The following is a 17,150-nucleotide window of genomic DNA, read 5'->3' on the forward strand; positions in this document are numbered from 1 at the left end:
CCCTGTCTCTTTGGTCAAGAGGGACGGTCGTGAGTTCGGGCTGTCTGGAACGATGTGTCCGTGCATGCTGATGATCAGGTTGGTGAAGCTGTCCCTGCGGAGCTCGCGGTGTTTCTGCGGGGTGCGGTTGACGGCCGCCCGGTGAAGATCGCTCCTTCCGTGTGTGGCTGCGGCGGCCGGGTGTTCTTCGTGCTGGTCGATGCGTGCGGAGCGGAACGGGAGTGTTCTGGCTGCGGCAGCCGTGCGTTCATCGCGGACAGCGAGGATTTCTGGAACGAGGCGTCCTGGGAGGACGACGAGCGCGGTGCTGCCGGCTGCCCCTGCGGGAGCGAGGAGTTCGAGGCCGCGGTCGCGTTCTCACTCGGCGACGACGGATCCGTCCGCTGGGTGACCGTGGGTCTGAGGTGCATCAAGGACGGATGCTGCGGTGTCTATGCCGATTGGAAGATCGACTACGGCCCCACGGATCACCTCTTGACCATGGTCTAGGTCTGCGGAGCGCCTGAACAGGCGGTGGCGGTCGCTCCGCAGAAAGCTCCGTCGCGGAGCATCGCGATGAGGACATCGGCCCGCGCCTGGCGAGGCAGAGCAGGGCCTGGGTGTACTGCTTGCCCTGGGCGATCTTCCTGTCGTAGCAAGGCCGCGATGCCGGATCACCCAGTGTCTGTTCGGTGACGTCTTCGCTGGCGCGGCGGGCGCATCGGAGCCGGAGGCGATCGCGATCCACGGCAGGCCGTGGTGCGCCCCCGAGGCGAATGGGGCTCCGTCCTGTAACGTCCGCTTCTCCACGTGTTGGAGTGGGCTGAAGGGGATCTTCTTGGAGGAGAGCGAAGCACGGAGGTGTGCTGAAGAGTTCGGTCGATCCCTGGGGGACCGTTGGGATGAGTGGGCTTTCGAGCTTCGTCTCGTGGCGACCCCGGCCGACAGGGGCGTCTATGGCTTCACCTGGTATCCCACGGCGAAGGACGGACAGGGACGGCGGATCCGGATCGGAGGTAACCGGCCGATCGTCGTCGATCCGGAAACCGGAACATGTCGGCTGGTGCACGGGGCGACGGAGATGGCCGCGCTCACCGGCAGATCAGGGGGCGGCACTGTCCGCTTCCGCGACACCACTGCTCGTCGGCGGCGCCGCAATGGCCGATAGCTTGCCGAGGGGTGCCGCCATGGGTGACCGCCAACGTTCTGTCCGCCCACAGCGGGACGTCGCCAGGGTGAGGGCCGTCGTTCGCCGGTCACGGGCCTCGCGCCTTTCACCCCGAGGCGGGACGCGGTGCTGCTGGCGAAGGTGTGGAAGGTCGCCCGGGTTGGCGGGCCGCGGAGCGGTCGGGCGCCGGGTGTGGCCCGCTGGGCGGTCGGTGGTTCGCAATTCGATTGCCGGGCCTGGGTGATCGTTCTAGGGTCGGGGCATCGAACGGCGTGTAGCTCAGTCAGTCAGAGCACCGGGCTTGCTACCCGGGGGGCGCAGGGGCAGGTCCTGCCACGCCGGCTTATGAACGAGAACGCTGACCAGCAGCCCCCGACCGAGCCCGGCCGTTCCGTCGGTGCGCCCGCAGCTGCGACGGCCGGCCCGGCCACCGCCTCGTCTGCTTACGCCGCAGGCCAGTTGGCACGTGCACTGCGCACCTCCGTCTCGCACGCTGAGCCGGCCACCCGCGACCGCGCCCTCGGCCGGATGCAGAAATGGCGTGCAGTGCTCGCAGGCATGGCTGACGGCAGCCTCACCCTCGGTTCGCGCACCCCGGTCGCCGGACTGCCCGCCTGGGTCACCCCTGAGGTCGTCCGCGGCGGATTCGCCACCGGAACGCCCGGCGCGGGCGGGCCCCTCGCCCCGTACGAAGCGGACGCCGCCCGCCGGGCCGGCGTACCGGCCGACCGTGCGGCGCTCTTCGCGCACGCGCTGACGGAGCAGGGCCTCCAGGAACTGTGGGAACTGCTGGACACCGGTCGTTACGAGGTGTCCCTGCCCGAGGAGGCGGCCCTGCTGACCGTCGCCTGGCTCGTACGGGCCGACGACTTCGGCACGGCCGCAGCCCTGGTGACGGAGATTCAGCCGTTCGCCGACCGGCTGCGCTTCCTGCCCCGCCCGGCCGACCGGTCCGCCCCCGACGCAAGGACGGTGCACCGCCGCAGCGTCGGCGAGGTCTCGGACGCGCTGCGGGCCCGCGGGCCCAAGACCGCCATCGAGGTGCAGCGCGAAGCCCTGGGCGTGTGGCGACCCTTCGACGACGAGCTCCTCGGCTACTGGCTGCTGCACGGCGAAGCGACCGCCCCGGTCCAGGCCGCAGCGGATCGACCCGGACCGGAGCGCGTGCCCGACCCCGGCCCGGCTACCCCCCGGACCGGCCGCGGTGGCGGCGACGCGCGCGTGCAGGCGGCCGCCCTGCTGGAGCGCTACCGCGCCCTGGCCGCGGTCCACACGCAGTGCCGCAAACACCGGGACCAGAAGTCCAACACAGGCATCATGCTGCGGGCCCTGGAGGAGGCCGCCGCGGGGCGCCCGCTCGCGCCCCGGCTCGCCGGGCTGCTGCGTCACGCGGTGACCTCGGTCATCGCCAAGCGGGGTCTGCCCGGTTCGGACCGCCACGCCCGGCTGCGCGCCGAGCAGGCGCGCCAGGCGGCCCTGCCGGCACACCACGAGATCGCCGCCGCCGTGGCGGACCGCCTCACACCGCTGGACCAGCGCGCCGGCACGCCCGACATCGACGGGCTGCTCGCACCGGTTACGGAGACGGAGGCAGCCGGGACCGGCCTGCCCGCCGGAACCGTAGTCCCGCCGCGTCTGCGGCAGGTGGTCCTCACCGCGCTCAGCGCTCCGCCGGAGGAGCTCGTCGCGCGCGGCCTGGTGCCGTCCGCGGAGGTGCTGGCCCAGCTCGTTCCGCAGCTCGTGGCCAACGCCACCGCAGAGCGCTACGCCGACCCCGCCCTGCGGACCCTCGAGGCGGCCACGTACCGGGCGTTCCGCAACCGGCGTTCGCTGCTCCTGCTCAACCTGGCGCACCAGGTACGGGTGGACGAGCTGCCGTGGGTGCGCGCGGTCGCCGGCCACGGCAGCGACGCCGATACGGAGGAACGGGCGAGGGCGGCTGCAGAGGCCGCGCTGCGCCGCCTCGGTGACCTGGCTGTCGGCGCGTTCCCCGGAACGCTGCTGCCGAACCCGCTGGTGCGTGAGATGTCCCACCTGGCACGCCGGGCCGACCTCTCCGCGCCGTTCACCGAGGAGCTCGCGGCCGACATCTTCATGGGGACCTTCAGCCCGAAGTTCCTGACCGCCGCACGCACCGCGGCCGACCTTCTGCAGGACAGCCTCTACACCCGCTATTACGGGATCGACTGCGCGGCGGTACGCAACATGGCGGTGGTGCACGCCGCCGACGGTCTCGGCCGGACGCGTCCGGCCCGGACGGCACCCGCGTTCGACCGGCTGTGCGGGGAACGGGCCGGTACGGACACCGCCTTCTCCTGGTCGCCGGCCGGCAACGGCACGGTCATCGAGCAGGCGCAGATCCTGACCACCCACAACCTGGCCGTCCTGGTGCGGCACGCGGGCATCGCTCCGGAGGCGGGCTGGGAGACCCTGGCCGAGGAGGCCTTCGCCGCGGTGTGCCGCCTCGTCGCCCGCGTCCACGGCCACCCGCGCCCGCTCGGCACCATCAAGGACGCGGCGTACGCCTGGCGGCAGACGCTGTTCTTCCTGTCGCTGTGCCCGCTCGGCCGACAGGCTGCGCTCGTCCAGCGGATGGCGGCGGAGGCCGCCGGGCAGCCCTGGCACACAGCGGCCCGCCTCGCCCCGGTGATCGCCGGACTGCGCATGGTCGCGAGCGGCGGCACCTTCGACGCGGACGGCACCGCACTGGGCGGCCTGGCCCGCCGCTTCCAGGGTTGGACCACGACCGGCCACTGGATGGGCTCGGTCGTCCGCTGACCGTCTGAGGCCGACAGAGCGACCCCGGCATGATTCGAAAGACGGGGCCCGACCCTGCCATTGGCCCTTCGACCATGCGGCGTTCGCTGCTGCACCCGCCGGGGCCACGTGGGCTACGGCTGGGGTGCTCCTGGTGTGCTGTGAGGGTCACTTGTGACTGCTGCTGTGTTTGCCGCCGCGCTCCTGGGGCCGGTGTGCGCCCAGGATTCTGTGCGTTCGCCGGCCCAGCGGCTCAGGGAGGCCCTGGCCGATTCGGCGTCGGCCGGGCGCAGGCCGCCGATGGATATGTGGTGGTTGCCTGCGGGGGCTTCGAAGACGAAGGAGTCACGCGTGCCCTTGCCGAGCCGGAAGGGCTCCGCGACCGCTATGTCGTTCTCGCCGTTGACGAACATCAGGGAAGCGCCGTGGAGCCGCACCCAGCGGTCGATGTCCGGCATCGCGCCGGCCTGGAACCGCAGGGGAACGTCCCGCGGCACATAGGAGCGGACGTCCTGGACGCCTGGGTGACGCAGCAGGCCTTCCAGGTGCGGGGCCGCGAAGTGTGCGTACCCGAGCTGGGTGCCGAGCTGGTAGAAGTACGGTGTGAACGCCTGGAGTGTCTGATCGGTGTAGACCGGCAGTTGGGTCACCTGGTCCACCCAGGCGTAGAGCGCGTCATCCGTCGCATCGGCCTGGGGAACCGAGGAGCAGCTGCCCTCGGGTTGATGCATCCAGAACATCATCGGCAGACGCAGCACGGCGAGTTCGAAGGCGCGGTCCCCGCTGCCGATGGTCGTGAAGGTGGCCTTCGCATCCGCAGCCCAGCGCCCAAACCGCTGGGTCATCGCCTCACGACGTATCAGCGCCTGCCGCTGGGCGGATTTGAGTGCGTCTCGGCATTCGGCGGAGCCGAGGTGTTCCAGACGGGCGTCGTACGCGCTGTCGTCCTGGTCGTCGGTGTTGTTGGGCGCGCCGTATGCGACCGTGCCTGCCACGTCGTCCGGGTAGAAGCGCCGGTGGTAGACGGCGGTCATCCCGCCTTTGCTGCCTCCGGTCGATATCCATGCCCCGTGGTACAGCTGCTTGAGCGCGGTGATCAACCGGTGGTGATCGCTGGCCGCCTGCCAGATGGTGAGTGTGGACAGGTCGGCGCCTTCGGGCCGAGACGTCCCGAAGAACCTCTGCTCGGTGGTGACCTGATTGGCGTCCAGCAGCGCGGCGGGCTCCGACAGGCGCTGCGGGGAGGACCCCAGGTCGTATCCGCTGGAGTAGAGCACCATCGGCTTCTCGATGGATTTGTGCACCAGCGTCACCCGCTGCTCGAAGGATCCCCGGCCTGGATGGCGATGGTCGGTGGGCTGCCGGAAGGACAGGTCGAGCACGGTCTGGCCCAGGGCGCCCGGGCGTTCGCCGAGCAGTCGCATCCCCGGGACCGCCGCGATCCTGGCCCGTATGTCCCCATCGGCTGTGGTGGCGGCCGGCTGGGCCAGAGCAGGGGAGGAAACCCCCGTAGCCGTCAGCACACCGGACGCCACCACCATGACCAGGCGTTTCAACGTGTTCTTCATGCCTTCCAGACAACCCCAGCCGGTAGCGGTCGCGCCTCCCCCAGGCGTGGAAGGATTCCCCCCTCATGGGGGAGGAATCCCTGCCCGCGATGTGCAAGGGCTGCCTTGCTGGTCCGCCCCACCGGGCATGTCATCGCCGACGCAATCGAGGCCGGGCGCAGGCCGGCGACCCGAAGCCTCTGCGGCGTGGATCGTCCTCGTCGACGGAGCCCGCCACCAACTCGACCTGATCACCGCCGAGGCCGGCCGGCGCTGCGTCACGTTGCAGATGCTGCTGGACTTGATCAGAGGCGGCAGGCATGCGCCTGAGATCGCTGGCACTCGCCTCCTGCCTGCTGGTTCTCATCCCGGTTGCGGCTTGGGCTGCCTGGCTGGGCTGGGACCAGCATCCTGATGCCCGCCCCTACGCCGACCGTGCTGGTGCCGGCGTGCTGGGCCGCGTCCCCGCGCAACACCGTGGGCGCTGTGCTCGGCTGCGCGACCCCGGCCGGGGGCGAGGCAGGTGCCGAGGGGAGCCGGGAGGGGGCGTCGGTGCCCGGTTGGGTGCAGGGTCCCGGGTTGCCGAACGTGTGGATGCCGACCGCTTCCGGCGACCGCCGCCGCGCGTAACCCGCAACCCGCCCTCCGTGGGAGCCCCGGGGCCGGTCCCCTCTCGGCGTTGCGGGCGGGTGCAACCGTCCTGGGGCGGTACGCGTGTTTCCTCCCGTAGAGATGATCAACGGTGAGGAGACGATGTGAAGCGCGTGGCAAGCCGTCCGTCCCGGCGTACGGTCCTGGCCCTCGGCACCGGGGGATTAGCGGCCCTCGCCATCGGCGCCGCCGGCCCGGCGTCCGCGGACAGCCGGCCGGGCGTCGACCCGGGCACCCTGCGCCGACTGCGGGACATGGAACGGGAACACGGCGCCCGCATCGGCGTCTACGCCCGCAATCTGGTAACCGGCCGCATGGTGGCCCACCGGGCGCAGGAGCTCTTCCCGGTCTGCTCGGTGTTCAAGCCGCTGGCCGCGGCGGCGGTCCTGCGGGACCTCGACCGCGACGGGGAGTTCCTGGCCCGCAGGATCCACTACACCGCGGCCGAGGTCGAGGCGGCCGAGTGGGCCCCGGTCACCAAGGACCACGTGGCCGACGGGATGACGGTCGAGGCCCTGTGCGCGGCCGCAGTGAGTCAGAGCGACAACCTCGCGGGCAATCTGCTCCTGCGCGAGCTGGGCGGGCCGACCGCGATCACGCGCTTCGCCCGGTCCCTCGGCGACCGCGTCACCCGGCTCGACCGCTGGGAACCGGCCCTGAACTCCGCCGAACCCTGGCGCACCGAGGACACCACCAGTCCGCGCGCCATCGGGGACACCTACACCCGGCTGCTGCTCGGCGACGCTCTGCCCCGCACGGACAGGGACCGGCTCACCGACTGGCTCCTCGCCAACACCACCAACACCCAGCGGTTCAAGGAGGGCCTGCCCGGCTGGAGGCTGGCCGACAAGACCGGCGGCGGCAGCGCCTACGGCGTGGCCAACGACGTGGGCGTGGTCTGGAGCCCGGCCGGTGTGCCGGTGGTGATGGCGGTCCTGACGACCAGGCCGGAGGCACCGCAGGGGCCGAACGACAGCAAGCTCGTCGCCGACACGGCTCGTCTGCTGGGCGAGGCCGTCGGGGGCTGAGCCGCTCCGCCTGCGGCACGGGCCGACGAGGTGCGCGCCGGGGGTGGGAGGGGTCGCCGGTGTCGCCGGTGCGGTGGCGACGACGACGGGTTTGCCGCCGCTGACTTGTAGACGCGGGTACGCGGTACGCGGGTACGCGGCTACGCAGCGATGGTCGCTGCGTCACGCGGGCCGGAGAAGTGGAGCCGCCGACGGCCCCGGCGCGCACCGTCAGGTGCGTGGTGCCGGGGCCGCCGTTCTCAAGAGGACCTCACACGGACCTCAGGGATCTCATCGAGGCGTTACTTCCAGCCCGTCGTGGAGCGGATCAGCGCACGCTCCTCCTCGGTCGGGACGCGGAAGGCAAGCGGCTCGTCGTACCAGTCCAGTACGCCGTTGCGCAGCTCGCCCGCGATCTCGTCCAGGCAGTCGGTCTCGAACATGTCGTTCGCGTCCGCCGGCTTGCCGGGGGCCGCCGTCCGGTACAGGAAGACCTGGATGTAGTCGAGGGTCTCCCCGCCCCGGTCGTACGCCATCTCGCCCGCGGCGACCCGCAGGTAGAACACGCGGTCCTCGGCGTCGGTGCCGATGCCCAGGAGCCCGTTCAGGGCGGAGTGGTCCTGGCTGATCGTGCCTCCCTCGGTCACCACCGGCGTCACCAGGGGCGACGGCGGTAGACGTGGTAGTTGTTCCTCCGCTTTCCCGTGGAGTTGCGACGGTACTGGAAGTTGGACTTCCAGTGTCCGTCATCCTTCATGCGGCGGGCGACGCCATTGGTGCAGGCCGTCGCGGGAGATGCGTCCCGTGCGCTGGGCGAAGGCGCGCCCGCCCGGGCCGTCCCCCATGTGGCTCGCGGGCCAGGACGTGGCACGGCTGGCGCGGATGCCGCCGTCCACACCCTGTGCAGCGCGCGACACGGACGATCCGGCAGACCCGGTAGGACCAGACCGCCGCGCCGGCGCCCGGCACGAAGAAGCACGGCCGAGGCGGCCGTTCTAGCGCATCGCCAGTCTGCTCCGATGACTGATACCCAGCTGAAACGCAACTGCGGGGCCCTCGAAGGGCACTCCTGACGCCCTGGAAGCGCGCCTCTCCGAGGCTGAGTCGGTACCGGATCACCGGCGTACGCGCTATCGGAAGGCAATTGCCGTGCTGAGCACCCCGTACCGTTCTGAGGCCACCGGGGAAGAGGAGCCGCCCGGCCCGCTTCCGTCTCTTCCCACCGACCGTTCCCGCGCACCCGTGCCTACCGGCCGTGGCCGGCTGATCGCCGCCGGCGCCGTGTGTGCGGCCCTGACGATGGCCCTGCACACCTGGATCCCGAACGGGGCCGTCAACCTCGGCAGCCTGTTCCAGACCTTTCTGCCCTGGGCCGGGCTGAGCGTCCCCGTCCTCCTCCTGGCGGCGGCGGTACGCCGCTCCCGGCTCGCGGCCGTCGCCGTCCTGGCCCCCGTGGCCGTCTGGGGCTGCCTCTTCGGCGGGACCCTCACCGACAAGCGATCCGAGCGATCCGGCGGCGGGAACTTCACCGTGGTCAGTCACAACGTGGACGAGGAGAATCCCGATCCGGCGCGGACCGCAAGAGCGCTCGCCGCCTCGGGCGCGGACGTGCTGGCCCTGCAGGAGATGTCCTCGAAGGCCACGCCGGTCTACGAGCGCGAGCTCGCCGCCGGCTATCCGTACCGTTCCGACACCCTCGGCGTCAGACTGTGGAGCAAGCACCCGCTGAGCGGCGTGGAAGCGGTGCCGATCATGCCGTGGACGCGTGCCGTACGGGCCACCGTCGAGACCCCGGGCGGCCCCGTCGCGGTCTTCGCCGCCCACCTCGCTTCGGTACGCGTGACCCCGGCCGCCGGATTCACCACCGCCCGCCGCAATGACGCGGCCCACGAGCTGGCCGCGGCGGTGCGGGCGGAGCCGCTGGCCCGGGTCGTCGTGATGGGTGACTTCAACGGGACGGCGGAGGACTCGGCCCTGCGACCGGTGACCTCCCAGCTGACCTCCGCGCAACGCGAGGCGGGCGCCGGCTTCGGCTTCACCTGGCCCGCTCCGTTCCCCATGGTCCGTATCGACCAGATCCTGGTGAAGGGGATGAGCGCGACCTCCGCGTGGACCCTTCCCGCTACCGGCAGCGACCACCTCCCCGTCGCCGCCTCCCTCCGGCTGTGACCGCACCGCAGGCCCCACTGACTAGGATGGACTCCATAAATGTCCGTTTCTGAGCAGGCAGGTGGCGTGTCGGCACCCCGGGTCCCGGACCCCGTCAGCGTCCTCGTCGTCGAGGACGACGCCACCATCCGCCGCGGCGTACAGCTGTCCCTCGAGCGGTACGGCTATACGGTCGCGGTGGCCGCGAACGGACTCGACGGCCTGGAGGCGTTCCGGGCCGGCAGGTACGACCTGCTGATCCTGGACGTGATGCTGCCCGAACTCGACGGCATCGGACTGTGCCGCCGGATCCGCGAGGAGAGCCTGGTCCCGGTCCTGATGATGTCCGCGCGCGGGGACGCCCTCGACGTGGTGTCCGGACTGGAGGCGGGCGCCGACGACTACGTCGTCAAACCCGTCGACACCCCCGTCCTCGTCGCCCGCATCCGGACGCTGCTGCGCCGCGCCGCCTTCCGGCCCGCCGAACCGGCGACGACTCCTGCGCGGGGGGCCGGACCGGCGAATCCCGCAGCCGTCTCCGCGGATGCCGGGACGCCCCCCGGCGAGCTGGTCTTCGGGGACCTGTCCGTGGACACCCTCGGTCTGGAGGTGCACCGGGGCGGACGGCCCGTCCCGCTGACCCCCACCGAGCTGCGGCTGCTGCTGGAGTTCGCGGCGGCTCCCGGCGCCGTGCTCGACCGCCGCCGTCTCCTGAGGGACGTGTGGGACTACGGCTGGGAGGGCGACACCCGGGTCGTGGACCTGTGCGTGCTGCGGCTGCGCAAGAAGATCGGAGCCGAGCGGATCGAGACCGTCCGGGGCTTCGGCTACAAACTCGTCCGCGACTGACTGGGGGAGCGTCCGCACCCATGGCACTCCTCAACCCGCGCGCCCTGCGCTGGAAGATCGCCGCCCTGACCGGGGCCGCCTGCTGCGCGGTGGCCGCCGTAATCGGCGTTCTCGTCCACCAGGCGATGGCCGAACGAAGCGACCGCACTTGGAACGAACGCCTCACCACCCGCCTGGCAGCCGCGGAGCGCGAGTACACCCGCACGGGCAGCGCACCGCTCGAGGCCGAAGTCCTCACTCCGGAGCGGCTCGACGCACCGCTCGCGCGGGCCCTGGCCGCCAAGGACCCGGCCGCTCTGTATGCGACCTGGAACGACCGCAAACCCCCCAACTGGTACTGGAGGTGGGCGGCCATGCCCGTCGAGGGCGGCCAGGTGCTCGTCGCCCGGACGGACATGAGCTCCGAGGTACGCGGCCTCCAGCTCCTGGACCGCAGCATCGTCAAGGCCGTGCTCGCCGCGCTCCTGGTCGTCGTACCGCTCGCCGCCCTGGCCACCGAACCGATGAACCGCAGGCTGCGCCGGGGATCCCGCACGGCCCGGGCCATCGCCGACGGCGACCTCGACGCCCGCATCGGACCGGGCGGCCGGGCCCGTGACGAGATCACCGAGATGTCGGCGGCCGTGGACGAGATGGCTGCGACCCTGCAGCAAAAACTGGAGGGCGAGCGCCGCTTCACCGCGGACGTCGCGCACGAACTGCGCACCCCGCTGATGGGGTTGTCCACCGCCGCCGGACTCCTCCCGGAGGGCGACGAGGTGGCCGATCTCGTCCGGGACCGTGCCCGGGCCCTGAACGCGCTGGTCGAGGACCTCCTGGAGATCTCCCGGCTCGACGCCGGAGCCGAACGGGCGCGGACCGACGCGGTGCCGCTGGGCGAACTGGTCACCGACATCGTCCGCCGCACGGGGACACCCACCGCCGTGGCGGTCCGTACCACCAGGATCCTGGAGACCGACCCGCGCCGGGTGGAACGGATCGTGGTCAACCTCGTCACCAACGCCCACCGGCACGGGGCCGACCCCGTCGAAGTAGCCGTGGAGGCCACCGCCACGGGCGCGCGGATCCTCGTACGGGACCAGGGGCCCGGCTATCCCGCTGCGCTGCTCACGGAAGGCCCGCAGCGCTTTCGTACGGGAAGCGCCGCGCGGGGGCGCGGGCACGGACTCGGGCTGACCATCGCGCTCGGGCAGGCGGACGTCCTCGGCGCCAGGCTGACCTTCGCGAACGCTCCGGAGGGGGGCGCGGTCGCCACCCTCGACCTGGACGGCGGACGCGGTCCGTCCGCTGGCTGAAACCGAACCGCAACACGGGCTTCCCGGCGGCGGAAACAGGCTCGCGCAGGTCCGGAAGCACGGCTCCTCGAAGGTGATCCCGGTGCGGGTCCCGCACCCGTCTTCCTGGAGGTTCCCCGATGTCCGCCGACCACCACCGCACCTCTTGCGACCAGCGCCGGTTCTCCGGTCACCGCCCGGGCCGCGGCTCAATTGGTGCTCTTGTAATGGGCATGACCTTCAATCAGCATGATCCGCGCGCATCACGCACTCTCTTCCCGCACAACCTTCACACGGCGTACGAGGAGACAACACGTGGTACAACGCACCAGACGTTCCTTACGCACGGCGCTCGCCGCCCTCGCCTCTCTCCTGCTCCTCCCGCTCGGCACGGGTGTCGCCGCGGCCGCACCGGACCCCGGCTCTCCGTCAGGAGCGGCCGGACTCAAGATCGAGCCCGAGCTCCGCGCCGAGCTCGACGCCTCCGACAAGGCCGTCTTCTGGGTCTACCTCGACAGCGCCGCAGACCTCACCGCCGCGAGCAGGCAGCCGACCCGCGCCGCCAAGGCCGAGACCGTACTGCGGACCAAGCGGGAGCATGCCGCGCGCAGCCAGGCCGGGGTGGTCAAGGCCATCGAAGGCGCCCGGGCCGAGTACACCTCGTACTGGATCGTGAACGCGCTCCGCGTCGTCGGCAGCGAGAAGCTGGCCGGCGCTCTCGCGGAGCGCCCCGAGGTGTCCCGGGTCGCCGCCGACGACAAGGTCGACCTGCCCAAACCCGCCGATGGCCGGCGAGAGCAGGCCGTCGCCGACGCGATCGAGTGGAACATCGACCGCGTCAAGGCCCCGCAGGTCTGGGACCAGGCCGGGGTGCGGGGCGAGGGCATCGTCGTCGCCAACATCGACAGCGGCGTGGACTACACCCACCCAGCGGTGAACCGCCAGTACCGCGGGAAGAACGCGGACGGCACTTACACCCACGCTTACAACTGGTTCGACCCCGCCGGGATCTGTGCCGGGGCCGCCCCGTGCGACAACAACGACCACGGCACCCACACGATGGGCACGATGGTCGGCGACGACGGCGGTGCCAACAAGATCGGAGTCGCCCCCGGCGCCAAGTGGATCGCCGCCAAGGGCTGTGAGTCCAACTCGTGCTCCGAGGCGTCCCTGCTCGCCTCCGGCCAGTGGATCGTCGCCCCGACCGACGCGAACGGCCAGAACCCGCGGCCCGATCTCGCCCCGCACATCGTCAACAACTCCTGGGGAGGTCCGGGCGGCGACACCTGGTACCAGGAGATCGTCGACACCTGGCGGGCCGCCGGCATCTTCCCGGCGTTCTCCAACGGCAACTCCGGACCGGGCTGCTCCACCAGCGGCTCACCCGGTGACTACGCGAGCTCGTACAGCTCGGGTGCCTTCGACATCAACAACGCCATAGCGTCGTTCTCCTCGCGCGGCGCAGGTCCCGGGGGCGTGATCAAGCCGAACATCGCCGCCCCGGGCGTGAACATACGCTCTTCCATCCCCGGCGGCGGCTACGAGGCCTTCTCCGGCACGTCCATGGCCTCGCCGCACACCGCGGCCACCGTCGCCCTGCTCTGGTCCGCGGCGCCCGCCCTCGAAGGCGACGTCGCGCAGACCGAAGCACTCCTCGACGGCACGGCCCAGGACACCGACGCCGCGCAGTGCGGCGGCAGCTCCGCCGACAACAACGTCTTCGGCGAGGGCAAGCTCGATGCGCTCGCCGCCGTGAACGCCGCCCCGCGCGGGGCGATCGGCGCGCTCGCCGGCACCGTCAGCTCCGGCGGCGCGCCGGTCGCGGGCGTCACCGTCACCGCCGACGGTCCGATCGACCGTACGACGACCACCGCCGCCGACGGCACCTACCGGTTCGCCACGCTCTCGGTGGGCGACTACGCCCTGACCGCCGCCAAGTTCGGCTACGGAACGCAGACCGCCACGGCCACGGTCACCGAGAACGCCACCGCCACCGGGGACTTCACCCTCGTCCAGGCCCCGACCGGCAAGCTCACCGGCACGGTCACCGCCGCGTCCGGACCCATGGCGGGTGCCTCCGTCACCGTCGCGGACACCCCCGTGACCGCGACCGCCGACGCCCAGGGCCGCTTCGAGGTCGTCCTGCCCCACGGCACCTACGACGTACGGGCCACCCACCCGTCCCGCTGCGTCACCGGCGGATCCGCCAGGGCCACCGTCGCGGGCGACACGACCGTCTCGGTGAACCTGCCCGAACGCACCGACAGTTACGGCTACGCCTGCGCCACCGACAACGGCCGCCCGTACACGCCGGGCAGCAGCCGGCTCGCGCTCACCGGCGACAACACCACCGAGCGCGTCGACCTGCCGTTCCCGCTGCCGCTGTACGGCAAGACGTACGCGCAGGCCTGGATCGGCACCAACGGCACCGTCAGCTTCGGCGGCAACCACACCGCCGACGTCAACGGCGACCTGCCGAGCACGGCCACCCCCAATGCCGCGCTCTACCCCTTCTGGGACGACCTGGTCGTCGGCGCCGCAGGCAGCGGATCAGGTGTCTTCACCGCCGTCACCGGCACCGCGCCGCACCGCAGTTACGTCATCGAGTGGCGCGAGGTGTCCCACTGGTCGGCGCAGGCCGACAAGTTCTCCTTCTCGGCCTCGATCGGTGAGGACGGCACCGTCTCCTACGTCTACAAGGGCACGGGCGGCACCGGCATCAAGGGCGGCTCCACCGCCACCATCGGCGTGGAGAACGCCACCGGCACCGACGCCTTCACCTACTCCTTCAACACCCCCGTCCTCACAGACGGCCTCGGCATCTCCTTCCGCACCACCCGGAGCGGCGTGGTGACGGGCCGAGTGCTCGACGCCAACGACGGCGGCGGCGTCGCCGGCGCCACCGTTACCGTCGGCACCGGGGACTCGGCCGTTTCCGCCACCACGGCGGCGGACGGCGGCTACGTGGTCCAGAGCCCGTCCGGCTCGCGGCCCGTCGCCATCTCGGCACCACAGTACGAGTCCGGGCAGGCGACCGTGGACGTGAAGGCGGCCGACGTGACGTCCGTGACCCAGTCGCTGCGAACCGGCCGGGTGACCCCGTCCAAGCCCGCCGTGGAGGTGGTCCTCCAGCCGAACCAGCAGCGGACCCGGACCCTGGACCTGACCAACCCGGGCCTCGCCACGGCCTTCACGGTGACCGAGGGAGCGGCCTGGCTGACGGCCACGCCCGGGGCAGGGGATCTGCCGACGGGAGCCAAGGTCCCGCTCACCCTCACCGTCGACACCACGGGACTGGCCCCGGGGTCGGTCCTGACCGCAGACCTGAAGATCACCTCGGCCAGCGGCCGGACCCCGGTCCTGACCGTCCCCGTCAAGGTGGTCGTCCCGCGCTACCAGGCCGCCCTGGACGCGGGATCGAACTCCGCGAGCACGGACGCGCTGGGCGACGCCTGGTCCCCGGACCGCAAGTACACCGCGGGCTCCTACGGCTACCAGGGCAACAGCTCCACCCCCGACACCAGCCGCGCCATCACCGGTACACAGGACCAGCGGCTGCTGCGCACCGCCCGCGAGGGCATGTACGAGTACCGCTTCGACAACGTGCCGAACGGGATCTACACGGTGGAGCTGGGCTTCGCCGAGCTCTCCTCCACCAAGCCGAACAAGCGGGTGTTCGACGTCCTGGCCGAGGGCCAGCAGGTCCTGCCCTCCCTCGACATCGCCCTGGAGGCGGGCACGTACACGGCCCTGACCCGTACGTACACGGTCAAGGTGACGGACGGGGTGCTCAACATCCGTTTCGTCACGCACAGCGGATTCGGCAAGCCCCTGCTCAACACGGTCCGGGTGACCGACCGGCCCGACCAGAGCTGACCGCACCACGAGCGGGGGCGGGGCGCTCCGGAGCGCCCCGCCCTCCGCGGCGGGGAACGTGCGTCCCGTCACGGGGCCTCCGGGACGGGCCGTGTGCTCACGCTGCTGTCGGCGTCGGAGCGTTCCGTTCCCCTGGGAATGAGTATGCGTACGCCCACGCTCAGGAACAGCAGGCCGGTTCCGGCGACCACGAACACGGCCCTGGGCGACATCGCCGTCAGAAGGGCGCTGCCCAGGGCCGCGGCCGCGGTCTCGGCGAGGAAGATCGGCCCGTAGACGGCTCCGAAGACCCGGCCCAGGAGGTGTTCCGGGACGGTGCGGCCCAGCAGGGTGTCACAGGCCACGTTCTCGAGGCCGTTGCCGATGCCCGCCACGGCGTAGCAGACGACGCAGAGCCAGACGGCCGGTGAGACGCCGGTGAGCAGCAGCCCCAGCCCGCTCGCCGCGAGGCCGGCGACGAAGTACCAGTCGGCTGAGAGCTTCCCCGCGCGGAGCAGCAGCAGGGGCGCGACGATCATGGCCGCGCCGTAGACGCCGGTGGCGATGCCCAGAGCCTGTGGTCCCGCGTCCAGGTCTTCGCGCAGGAGGAAGACGAGCGCGACGTTGTCGAGTCCGGCGAGGCTGATGCCCAGGAACAGCCCCAGGGTGACCGCGCGGGCGATCCGGTGCCGGGCCACGTAGCCGAGTCCTTCGCGTATGTCCCGCAGGAACCGTGCGGCGGAGGCCCGTTCCTCCGTGCGCTTCGCGGCGGGCAGGGCCGGCAGGCCCAGGAGCAGCAGGAGCGAGACCCCGTAGGAGAGGGCGTCGACCGCGAACGCGGCCCGGGCTCCGGCATGGGTGAACAGCAGGGCGCTCACCACCGGGCCCACGGCGAGACTGAGGTTGTGCGACATGGCGAGCAGGGAGTTGGCGGTGCCGAGTTGCTCGCTCCCGACGAGCTTCGGCACCGTGCTCTTCCCGGCGGGGAGGAAGGCCGTGGACAGCAGTGAGGCCAGGGCGAGCACGGCCAGCATCACGGGGAAGGGCGGCAGGGTGACCGCGAGGGCACCGATCAGAATCAGCCGCCCGAGGTCACAGACGATCATAAGTTTGCGCGCGTCGACCAGGTCCGCAAGGGCACCGGCGAAGGGACCGAGGGCCTGCGGCAGGGCGCGGGCGATGAGCGCCAGGGCGATGTCGGCGGGGCCGTGCCCGGACTCCTGGAGGTAGAGGATCAGAGCGGTCAGGGTGATGAAATCGCCCAGGTAGGAGGCCGTGCGGGCGGCCCAGAAATGACCGAAGGCCGGACTGGATCGAAAGGTCTGGCTCATCTGCCCCATGTGATCCTTTTCCATCTCCTCGGGCCCGGGTGAGCGACGGCGGCTGAAAGTGGCCTATTGCTGCAATGCTGACCGCAGCTAGGGTAATGATCGTTTGGCCTTGCGCCAAGCGGATCACCAACCTAATTGAAATTGGGGGTGCAGGTTGATGGACAACGTGACCGCCGAAACCGAAGCCGAAGCCGTGGACGAGTTCGACGTGCTGGATGACCTCGACGACATCGAGTTCAGCCTGGACGAGATCGAGAACAAGATCGCTCCTCTGGCTCTGGCCTGACCGTCGCCCCCTGCTCCGGGAGCCGCGTTCCCATGGCGGTGGAGAGGGATGTCCGACAGTGCCGCACCGAGGTGCGAGCCCCAGCGGCTGAGACCCACCTCGGTGCGGTGTGGCGGCCGAGCCGCGAGCCGCAGCACCGCTGACGGGGGTCTGACCAGCCCGCCCGAAGCCCATTCCCGTACATCAATCATTCATTCCCGCAGGGGCGTTTTCCCGCTCCCGGGAATTCTTTGAAGTGGATCTCGGCGCAGCGCATTCCCATGCCTGGGAATGTCTGGAGCGCGGAGGGTCCGCTTTC

10 protein-coding genes, 1 tRNA gene and 1 pseudogene are annotated in these 17,150 nt (G+C 71.3%); 9 read left to right on the forward strand and 3 right to left on the reverse strand.

Going from position 1 to position 17,150, the window contains the following annotated elements; all coding sequences use genetic code 11:
* Positions 1-60: 60 nt before the first annotated feature.
* The 3 genes from ACIGFK_RS03865 (at position 61) to ACIGFK_RS03875 (ending at position 3,925) form a co-directional block, all read left to right on the forward strand.
* On the forward strand, positions 61-489 hold the full coding sequence (locus ACIGFK_RS03865) for a hypothetical protein (RefSeq protein WP_386463638.1): 429 nt from the start codon (positions 61-63) through the stop codon (positions 487-489).
* Positions 490-1,415: 926 nt separating this feature from the next.
* Positions 1,416-1,489: transfer RNA gene (locus ACIGFK_RS03870), tRNA-Ala, on the forward strand.
* A 3-nt stretch (positions 1,490-1,492) separates the two neighbouring features.
* Complete coding sequence (locus ACIGFK_RS03875) at positions 1,493-3,925, forward strand: hypothetical protein (protein ID WP_400050407.1); 2,433 nt, start codon at positions 1,493-1,495, stop codon at positions 3,923-3,925.
* A gap of 113 nt (positions 3,926-4,038) precedes the next feature.
* Here the strand turns inward: ACIGFK_RS03875 and ACIGFK_RS03880 are convergent, their stop codons facing one another.
* On the reverse strand, positions 4,039-5,472 hold the full coding sequence (locus ACIGFK_RS03880; protein ID WP_400050408.1) for a S28 family serine protease: 1,434 nt from the start codon (positions 5,470-5,472) through the stop codon (positions 4,039-4,041).
* Positions 5,473-6,215: 743 nt separating this feature from the next.
* Here ACIGFK_RS03880 and bla point away from each other — a divergent pair.
* A complete protein-coding gene (bla, locus tag ACIGFK_RS03885) occupies positions 6,216-7,130 on the forward strand; it encodes a class A beta-lactamase (protein WP_400050586.1) in 915 nt (304 codons plus the stop codon).
* Positions 7,131-7,411: 281 nt separating this feature from the next.
* On the opposite strand, the gene ACIGFK_RS03890 is transcribed toward bla, so the two are convergent.
* Positions 7,412-7,759 (reverse strand): hypothetical protein, encoded by a 348-nt coding sequence (locus tag ACIGFK_RS03890; protein ID WP_386463649.1) that lies wholly within the window; start codon positions 7,757-7,759, stop codon positions 7,412-7,414.
* Positions 7,760-8,351: 592 nt separating this feature from the next.
* Between ACIGFK_RS03890 and ACIGFK_RS03895 the strand changes: the two genes are divergently transcribed.
* The 4 genes from ACIGFK_RS03895 (at position 8,352) to ACIGFK_RS03910 (ending at position 15,256) form a co-directional block, all read left to right on the forward strand.
* Complete coding sequence (locus tag ACIGFK_RS03895) at positions 8,352-9,278, forward strand: endonuclease/exonuclease/phosphatase family protein (protein WP_376656393.1); 927 nt, start codon at positions 8,352-8,354, stop codon at positions 9,276-9,278.
* Between the two features lie 39 nt (positions 9,279-9,317).
* The gene (cseB, locus tag ACIGFK_RS03900; RefSeq protein WP_400050410.1) at positions 9,318-10,106 is read left to right on the forward strand and encodes a two-component system response regulator CseB; all 789 of its coding nucleotides are present in this window, start codon (positions 9,318-9,320) and stop codon (positions 10,104-10,106) included.
* Between the two features lie 20 nt (positions 10,107-10,126).
* Complete coding sequence (locus ACIGFK_RS03905; protein WP_400050411.1) at positions 10,127-11,401, forward strand: sensor histidine kinase; 1,275 nt, start codon at positions 10,127-10,129, stop codon at positions 11,399-11,401.
* A gap of 294 nt (positions 11,402-11,695) precedes the next feature.
* Positions 11,696-15,256 (forward strand): S8 family serine peptidase, encoded by a 3,561-nt coding sequence (locus ACIGFK_RS03910; protein ID WP_400050413.1) that lies wholly within the window; start codon positions 11,696-11,698, stop codon positions 15,254-15,256.
* 68 nt (positions 15,257-15,324) lie between these two features.
* Here ACIGFK_RS03910 and ACIGFK_RS03915 read toward each other — a convergent pair whose 3' ends face one another.
* On the reverse strand, positions 15,325-16,566 hold the full coding sequence (locus ACIGFK_RS03915; protein ID WP_400050415.1) for an MFS transporter: 1,242 nt from the start codon (positions 16,564-16,566) through the stop codon (positions 15,325-15,327).
* A 178-nt stretch (positions 16,567-16,744) separates the two neighbouring features.
* Here ACIGFK_RS03915 and ACIGFK_RS03920 point away from each other — a divergent pair.
* Positions 16,745-16,852 (forward strand): annotated as a pseudogene (locus ACIGFK_RS03920) (ammosamide/lymphostin RiPP family protein); the annotation flags it as partial.
* Positions 16,853-17,150: the final 298 nt, after the last annotated feature.

The organism is Streptomyces sp. NPDC085524, assembly GCF_044541755.1.
Taxonomy (GTDB): Bacteria; Actinomycetota; Actinomycetes; order Streptomycetales; family Streptomycetaceae; genus Streptomyces.

What these genes read in the sequence shown, in the direction of transcription:
- ACIGFK_RS03915 (WP_400050415.1), bottom strand. Translation starts at nt 16,566, where the DNA reads ATGAGCCAGACCTTTCGATCCAGTCCGGCCTTCGGTCATTTCTGGGCC.
- ACIGFK_RS03905 (WP_400050411.1), top strand. Translation starts at nt 10,127, where the DNA reads ATGGCACTCCTCAACCCGCGCGCCCTGCGCTGGAAGATCGCCGCCCTG.
- ACIGFK_RS03880 (WP_400050408.1), bottom strand. Translation starts at nt 5,472, where the DNA reads ATGAAGAACACGTTGAAACGCCTGGTCATGGTGGTGGCGTCCGGTGTG.
- ACIGFK_RS03875 (WP_400050407.1), top strand. Translation starts at nt 1,493, where the DNA reads ATGAACGAGAACGCTGACCAGCAGCCCCCGACCGAGCCCGGCCGTTCC.
- cseB (WP_400050410.1), top strand. Translation starts at nt 9,318, where the DNA reads ATGTCCGTTTCTGAGCAGGCAGGTGGCGTGTCGGCACCCCGGGTCCCG.